Origin of the sequence: Weissella fangxianensis (genome assembly GCF_024718545.1) — a bacterium.
GTDB lineage: Bacteria > Bacillota > Bacilli > Lactobacillales > Lactobacillaceae > Weissella > Weissella fangxianensis.
In genome coordinates this window covers 21,051-28,379 of record NZ_JAMXDB010000023.1, presented here as the reverse complement: position 1 = coordinate 28,379, position 7,329 = coordinate 21,051, and the positions used below count along the sequence as shown (strand labels likewise).

Here is a 7,329-nt window from a genome sequence, read left to right as displayed (position 1 = left end):
TTATATCTATTACTACAATAATAAACGGATTAAAACAAAACTGGCCGGAAAAACTCCGGTTCAATACCGAAATCTTTCCGACCAGTTAGTTGCTTAAACTTCTCTCCAATTTTTGGGGTTCAGTTCAAGGCATTAATATATGTCCCAGCTTTTTTATACTATTCTTATCTAAAATTCTAATACTTTCAACCACCTGCAACTTGAATGGTTTCTCCCGTCACGTATGTCGCATCCCCGGAAGCCAAATACACATAAGCACCCGCTACTTCCGCTGGCTGACCTGGTCGACCCAGTGCGGTATTTTTACCAAGTTCTGGAATCTTTTCTTGTGGTTGACCACCCGCAATCTGAAATGGTGTCCAAATTGGTCCGGGTGCGACACAATTTATGCGGATATTTCTAGGTGCCAACTGTTTGGCCAAACTTTCCGTGATATTGCGAATAGCCGCTTTTGTGCTTGCATAATCAACCAGGTACGGCAAAGGTTTCTTTGCTTGGACCGAACTTGTTGTAATAATGCTCCCCGCTTTATTTAAATGCGGTAATGCGGCTTTAATCAACCACACCAAACTAAATACATTGGTTGTATAAGTATCAACTAATTGTTCTGTCGATAAATTTTCAATATCGAATACAGCGTGCTGCTTGCCTGCAACCAATACTAAGATATCAAAATCACCAAAAAATGAGATTGCCTTAGCCACTAATTGTTGACTAAATGCCTCCTGTCTGAGATCACCTGGTACAAGGGCAATACGTCTGCCTAAATTGGTCACAATATTTTTAACATCTTGCGCATCTTCCTCTTCTGCTGGCAAATAATTCAAAACCACATCCGCCCCTTCATGTGCGTATGCAATTGCCACTGCCCGGCCAATCCCAGAATCGCCACCTGTAATCAATGCTTTCTTATTTTTCAACCGATCATGACCAATATAACTAGCACTACCATCATCAGGGATGGGTGTCATCTTTTTTTGAAGTCCTGGTTCAGGCTGTTCCTGTTTTGGAAATCCGTTTTGTGCAACGTCAGTTTCATTCACGTTCTTTGTCATCGGCAAACCTCCTTGACAAATATTCTGAAGAACAAGCACTAATAATTACGTGTAACCTTATCATTTCCAGTATCAAACAGCAAAATTCTAGATTGATTATGTGTCAAAAAAGAAGTGGGGACAAAACAATGATCCCCCACCTCTTTGTGCTAAAAATGCATTAATTATAAGGCTATAAATTTTATAGCATAAACGCGTTCCAAAAGTCTCTTTTATTAATCAATCGATGTGCCACGTGTCTCTTTACCCATAGTCAAAATAACAACTATCGCAATGATTAAAGCAACACTGAAAACACTAAATATATGTGCAAACGTGAAATGCGAACTCAAAAAGAAACCAATTGAAAGCGGTCCTAATATACCACCTAAGCGACCAAAGCCTTGTGCAGCACCATTAGCCGTCGCCCTAATTGACGTTGGATATAATTCAGGCGAATAGGCATACATCGCTCCCCAAGCACCCAGGTTAAAAAAGGATAGCAACATTCCTGATATCATAATCATAGTTAAACTATCGGAAAAACCAAATACCATAGCAAAAATTGCTGTTCCAGCCAAAAATAGAGCAATGACTGGCTTTCGTCCCCACTTCTCAACAAGCCAAGCTGACGTAAAATAACCTGGCAATTGGGCTAATGTCATAATAACAACATAGCCAAAACTATTCACCATGCTAAAGCCTTTGCCAACTAATACACTTGGTAACCACAAAAAAATACCGTAATACGAGAACATGATCATAAACCAAGCAATCCAAAGCATAATCGTCTGCTGACGGTGTTCTTTATGGAACAATTGCGTTAACTTCTTACCAATTGATTCCTTAGGCTTTTGAGAAATGTAACTGGTTTGCTTATCACCTGGTAAATGCCGACGCAGTACTAATACATAAAATGCCGTTAGTGCCGAAACGACCAGCGTTATGCGCCAACCAAATTTTGGCATAATAAAATAGGCTAACAAACTCGCAATTAACCAACCGACAGCCCAGAAGCTTTCCAGTAATACAATGATTCGACCACGCCGCTCTTTAGGAACTCTTTCTGACACTAACGTAGAAGCAACTGGTAATTCACCACCCAAGCCAACACCAACAAAGAAACGTAAAATAATAAAACTGACAAAGCCGACAGTCAAAGCGGATAACCCTGTCGCAATTGAAAAAATCAACAATGTCACAATCAACATTAACTTGCGTCCTTTTTGATCTGCTAAAGCACCAAACGTGAACGCACCAACCGCAAGACCAATCGAATTAACCGATCCAATCCAGCCAACTTGTACTGAAGAGAGCACCCATTCCTGTTGAATCGCCACCAAAATGAATGACAGTAACCCAACATCCATGGCATCAAATAACCAAGCTAAACCCGTAACAGTCAACAGTTTCCGTATATTACTCATGACGTACTAAAATACTGACTGGTAAATAACCAGCCTACTCCTATCTAGGTGTCTTGACACCCTTTTGATGTTTAAATCATAGCAACGCGGGGGGTGTCTTGTCAACCTAGCTAATTTTCATACAAAATATTTAATTGTCTTAACGCTACCTTGGCTTTTTCTAAATCTGCCACATTTTCATACTCTATTTGATGCATATGCAACCCATTCGTCAATGTTGACAATGGTTCCCCATCGGTTTGTTCTAAATGATAAATAAATTGCTTCACATCAGCAGTATTTTGAATAGCTAATTCACCTTTTAGGAGTCCATAGACTGGGTGATCTACTTGTACATCTGTCACGATGACCCCAGCATCAACTAAAGCCGTTAATTCATCGGCAATTTGTGCTGCAGTGTGTTGAACAACCAAAATCGTTTGATGCTGTTGTTTCATTTGATAACGATAACCCTGTGGCGTCGCAATTATTTGCTCGCCTCTTGCTCGTAGTAAGGCAATATCACCCACAATGGTCTGGCGCGACACTTTAAGTTGTTTCGCAAATTTATTGGCACTAATGACTGCATCTGGATTACTTAATGCTGCTTTAATGGCTTCTTGTCGTTGAATACCGGTCATGTGTTTACCTCTTTGATTCTTAATCTCTTACGTATAAATATAACCTGTATGGTATATTATGCAAATATTTTCCCTATACTTTAGCCTGAATTCCTTCATTTTTTAAATTTCTCAAACTATAGCTAGAAAAAAATGATAAAATAATGAAAAAACGTTAATGAAATTTTGGGGGATATGATATTGGTAGTGGTCAATGGTTACGAATTAAGTGAACGAGAGCAACATTTAAATGTTGTTAACTTACCATCACTAGAAAAATTAGCAAAAGAAATTTTACCAAAAGATAGCTTTGATTTTATTAGGGGTGGTTCAGAAGATGAATGGACGTTACGAGAAAACACCATTGCTTTCAACCATACTCAGATCCTACCGCATGTACTATCGAACATTGGTAACCCAGAAACCAAAACAAGTATTTTCGGTCTACCATTAGATACACCAATCGTCATGGCACCGGCAGCAGCACAGGGTGTGGCACACGCTCGTGGTGAAGTAGCTACTGCTGAAGGTATGGCGGCAACTGGTTCCCTAATGACCCAGAGTACTTACTCTTCAAAACTTATTGCCGAAGCGGCTGAAGCTGGGCATGGTGCACCACAATTTTTTCAACTATACCTTAGCCAAGATGACGGTCTCAACAAATTCCTGCTTGATAAAGCGGCAGCTGCCGGTATTAAAGCCATCGTCATTACCACTGATCTAACGACTGCCGGCTATCGTGAATCAGATGTAGTTAATGACTTCCACTTCCCAGTACCAATGGCCAATCTAGAAGACTTCCATGTCGGCTCTGGCCAATCTGATGTTGGTGTCGGCCATGGTAAAGATGTTTTTGATAACGAAGCGCATCAAATTGGTATCGCTGATATTAAACGTGTCATCGACTACACTGATTTACCAGTCATTATCAAAGGAATCCAAACGCCCGAAGATGCTTTACTAGCAATTAGTGCTGGCGCACAGGGAATTTGGGTTTCTAATCATGGTGGTCGTCAATTAAATGGTGGTCCCGCATCAATTGACGTTCTACAGGGCATTGCCACCGCAGTTAACCACCAAGTACCAATTATTTTTGACAGCGGTGTCCGACGCGGATCCCATGTCTTTAAGGCACTCGCATCCGGTGCTGATTTAGTTGCCTTAGCTCGACCAATTATTTACGGGCTCGCCTTAGGTGGTGCCCGAGGTGTCACTGATGTGGTCAACCATTTGAACCACGAATTCAAAATTACAATGCAATTAGCAGGTACCAAGACGATTGCCGACGTGCAACAGACATCATTAGTGAAATAGCTGAAAAAACGCCTCCTAGGAATACCAAAAAGTTCCTAAGAGGCATTTTTATTTTGTCTATTTAACTAATTTTAAGTCAGTATATTGAATAAATTCGTTTTTATTCTCATCAACCGAATGCTCATCAATAGCATAATTAAATTCAGTTAACATTTGTTCAACATCAGCTGGGTCTTTAACGAAAATATCTATCTGAGGACCAATATCTGATGTTTTGAAGTAGCCATCCGCCGACTTTTCAAAAAACATTTTCCCTTTTAGTGGCAGTACAGTCATCATAGTTGCAATTGAAATACGTGGTGTTAGTGTCATGACGATAATCCTTTCAAAGGGAGCAATCCTGTTTCCTTTTTTATTTTATATTTATTAACTGCTTAAGTTAATTATAGCAGAATTTCACTAACTTTTTAAGCGCTTTCATCGTTGCTATTGCTAGTATTTAAGTGTTTTGAATATGCACAATAAAATAAGCGACTAACCCTTGGCAAATCCCTTTGATTAATCGCTTATTTTCAGTTTAATAATTGGCAATAAATTTATTCGCCCCAAATTTTTTCAGCAGTTTGAATAACAAAACGTAATTTATCCCACTGTTGCTGTTGCGTTAATTTGTTACCCTCCTCAGTAGAGGCAAAGCCACATTGTGTTGATAAAGCAAGATTTTCGAGTGGTACATATTGGGCTGCTTCATTGACACGGTCGATAATTGTACTCTGATCTTCAATCTTAGGATCCTTTGACGTAATCAATCCAAGAACAATGCGCTTGTTTTTATCCCCATTCCAAATTTTAGCTAAAGGTCCAAATGAACCAGAACGACTATCATCATATTCCAAAAAGACGCCATCATAATTTAGTTGTCCTAAATACTCAGCAACATCATCATAACCACCTGCGAACAAATAAGTTGATTGGAAATTACCACGACAAATGTGCGTTGTCACCGTCAAGTCTGCTGGTAAATCCTTCAATAGCGCATTGATCACAGTGACTGCATCCTGAGCAATTTGCAAATACTTTTGATGCTCTTCTGGTTGGTCAGCCGTTTCATGCAATTTACTAATCAAAAATGCCCACGTTGTATCATCCAGTTGTACATAACGAGCCCCTAGTTCATAAAAATGTAAAATCGTTTGGTGATAAGCATCAGCCAAATCCGTCAGATAGTCATTATAAGTATCATAAAATTCAGACCAATTATCACTACGATTGTCACGGAACAACATTGATGGTGATGGGATCGTTTGTTTAGGTGTTACGCCCTCTGGTGTAATAGATGCCAGATATTTAAAGCTATCAAAGAAGGGATGCTCTGGATTATAGGCAATTTTACCAACTAACTCGACGTTATCCGTTCGCGTTTTACTACCGTGAAACTTATAGCTCTCGTGGTAATCATAAGGCGATACCCCGTTTAACCCCCATAAGAAGTCTAAATGCCACCAAGAGCGATTAAATTCACCATCAGTCACATCTTTTAAACCTAGTGCAACTTGTTTATCAACAATTTTTTTCGTTTCTTCGTATTGAATGACCGTCAATTGCGCTTGCGTAATGTTACCCGCCTCGAAATTATCACGTGCAACCTTTAATTCATCTGTCCTTAACAAACTACCAACAACATCATACCGATTTGGAAATTGAATTTTATTTACAGTGGCTTCTGTCATGTTTCATATACCTCAATTTTTAATTTTTTAAAATCTACAAAAAAATCGGCCCAAAGGTAATTGCTTACCTTTGGGCCGAATATTCGCGTTACCATCCCTATTCACACTATTCCGCGGAAAATAGTGCCTCATTGGAATCATAACGGATTCAACCGTTCCCTTTGCGTGAACAAAAAAGAAAATTATCAGAGTTCATCTTCACTGCTATTCTCAATACCTAATCTCATCTATAAGGCTTTCTGTTAAAGATACATAGCAGTTACTCTTCTCATCGGATTTTTAATGTAATTTTAATTATTAACGAGTTTAACATTGTGACATACATTTTGCAAGAAATAGAAAGACACCATTTTTCTCATTTAAGAACTAAATCAACAGCAATTCCATCCAAAACCATATCCCCTAAAGCATTAACTGATATAAAGTCTAAATTCTAATAAACATGCCTTTGAGTTTGTTTTAATAGTCTTTTTTAGCATGTGATGTCATTATTTTGACATTTATTGGATACACATTAGTAACATTATATTGCAGCCTTTGTTAAAATTAATAGTATACAAAGGAGGTACACAAAATGACAACTCGACTTATTAGTAAAGCTTCATTAGTGTCAGCCTTAGTAGGGGGTGCTGTCCTTGGTGGCTTAGCCATCACACCGACAACATCAGTTTCTGCAGATACTACTGCAAGCACAACACAACAAGTAAACACGCAACAAGATACTAGAACAGGTTATGTCTACTCACCGGAAGTTTCTACTGCCAATGGTGGATATAATTGGTTAGAAAATGGACAACCATATACCGGAATGCGCTATTACGCCGGTTCTTATTACTGGTTCACTAATGGTGTTCGTCAGAATAATCAATGGGCCAAGGCTTACGGATTGACCTACTACCTTGACAGTAATGGACGTGCTGTCCAAGGCTATCAATTCATTAACGGTCAGGCATACTTCTTTGGATCAAATGGTACTTACTATCTACGTGATGAAGTCCCAAGTGGTTATATTAACTTTGAAGGTGTCGGCTGGCGCTGGATTGAAGATGGAAAACTTTACACAGGATTCCGTATGCTAAACAGCAGGTACAATTACTTCGAAAATGGTGTCCGTCAGACAAATAGATGGGTGGAAGCCTATGGTAATAAGTACTACATCGAAAATGATGGCCAACCTGTACAAGGTTACCACGTGATTGATGGACATACGTATTACTTTGGTAAAGACAACACTTACTATCTACGGTACATGATGCCTGATGAGTAAAACTAACTTCTATTCAGA

Annotated in this window: 8 protein-coding genes; 3 read left to right on the top strand and 5 right to left on the bottom strand. The window is 39.1% G+C overall.

Annotated features, from left to right (window positions below; all coding sequences use genetic code 11):
- Positions 1–4: 4 nt before the first annotated feature.
- Positions 5–97, top strand: coding sequence for an IS3 family transposase (locus tag NGR58_RS06875; RefSeq protein WP_407077141.1), 93 nt, complete (start codon positions 5–7; stop codon positions 95–97).
- A gap of 88 nt (positions 98–185) precedes the next feature.
- Here the strand turns inward: NGR58_RS06875 and NGR58_RS06870 are convergent, their stop codons facing one another.
- From NGR58_RS06870 to NGR58_RS06860, 3 genes are all read right to left on the bottom strand, one after another.
- Positions 186–1,055, bottom strand: a complete 870-nt coding sequence (locus NGR58_RS06870; protein WP_258088853.1) for an SDR family oxidoreductase — start codon at positions 1,053–1,055, stop codon at positions 186–188.
- A gap of 215 nt (positions 1,056–1,270) precedes the next feature.
- Positions 1,271–2,461 (bottom strand): MFS transporter, encoded by a 1,191-nt coding sequence (locus NGR58_RS06865; RefSeq protein WP_258088852.1) that lies wholly within the window; start codon positions 2,459–2,461, stop codon positions 1,271–1,273.
- Between the two features lie 110 nt (positions 2,462–2,571).
- Positions 2,572–3,081, bottom strand: coding sequence for a transcription repressor NadR (locus tag NGR58_RS06860; protein WP_258088851.1), 510 nt, complete (start codon positions 3,079–3,081; stop codon positions 2,572–2,574).
- A 180-nt stretch (positions 3,082–3,261) separates the two neighbouring features.
- Here NGR58_RS06860 and NGR58_RS06855 point away from each other — a divergent pair, with 180 nt between their 5' ends.
- Positions 3,262–4,374 carry an alpha-hydroxy-acid oxidizing protein gene (locus tag NGR58_RS06855; RefSeq protein ID WP_258088850.1) on the top strand — a complete coding sequence of 371 codons (1,113 nt, stop codon included), beginning with the start codon at positions 3,262–3,264 and terminating at the stop codon, positions 4,372–4,374.
- Between the two features lie 57 nt (positions 4,375–4,431).
- Here NGR58_RS06855 and NGR58_RS06850 read toward each other — a convergent pair whose 3' ends face one another.
- Both NGR58_RS06850 and NGR58_RS06845 read right to left on the bottom strand, forming a co-directional pair.
- On the bottom strand, positions 4,432–4,686 hold the full coding sequence (locus tag NGR58_RS06850) for a hypothetical protein (protein WP_075270502.1): 255 nt from the start codon (positions 4,684–4,686) through the stop codon (positions 4,432–4,434).
- 224 nt (positions 4,687–4,910) lie between these two features.
- On the bottom strand, positions 4,911–6,044 hold the full coding sequence (locus NGR58_RS06845; RefSeq protein ID WP_258088849.1) for a vitamin B12 independent methionine synthase: 1,134 nt from the start codon (positions 6,042–6,044) through the stop codon (positions 4,911–4,913).
- A 574-nt stretch (positions 6,045–6,618) separates the two neighbouring features.
- Here NGR58_RS06845 and NGR58_RS06840 point away from each other — a divergent pair.
- Positions 6,619–7,311, top strand: coding sequence for a 1,4-beta-N-acetylmuramidase (locus NGR58_RS06840; RefSeq protein WP_258088848.1), 693 nt, complete (start codon positions 6,619–6,621; stop codon positions 7,309–7,311).
- Positions 7,312–7,329 lie beyond the last annotated feature (18 nt).

What these genes read in the sequence shown, in the direction of transcription:
- NGR58_RS06850 (WP_075270502.1), bottom strand. Translation starts at nt 4,686, where the DNA reads ATGACACTAACACCACGTATTTCAATTGCAACTATGATGACTGTACTG.
- NGR58_RS06845 (WP_258088849.1), bottom strand. Translation starts at nt 6,044, where the DNA reads ATGACAGAAGCCACTGTAAATAAAATTCAATTTCCAAATCGGTATGAT.
- NGR58_RS06865 (WP_258088852.1), bottom strand. Translation starts at nt 2,461, where the DNA reads ATGAGTAATATACGGAAACTGTTGACTGTTACGGGTTTAGCTTGGTTA.
- NGR58_RS06840 (WP_258088848.1), top strand. Translation starts at nt 6,619, where the DNA reads ATGACAACTCGACTTATTAGTAAAGCTTCATTAGTGTCAGCCTTAGTA.
- NGR58_RS06860 (WP_258088851.1), bottom strand. Translation starts at nt 3,081, where the DNA reads ATGACCGGTATTCAACGACAAGAAGCCATTAAAGCAGCATTAAGTAAT.
- NGR58_RS06870 (WP_258088853.1), bottom strand. Translation starts at nt 1,055, where the DNA reads ATGACAAAGAACGTGAATGAAACTGACGTTGCACAAAACGGATTTCCA.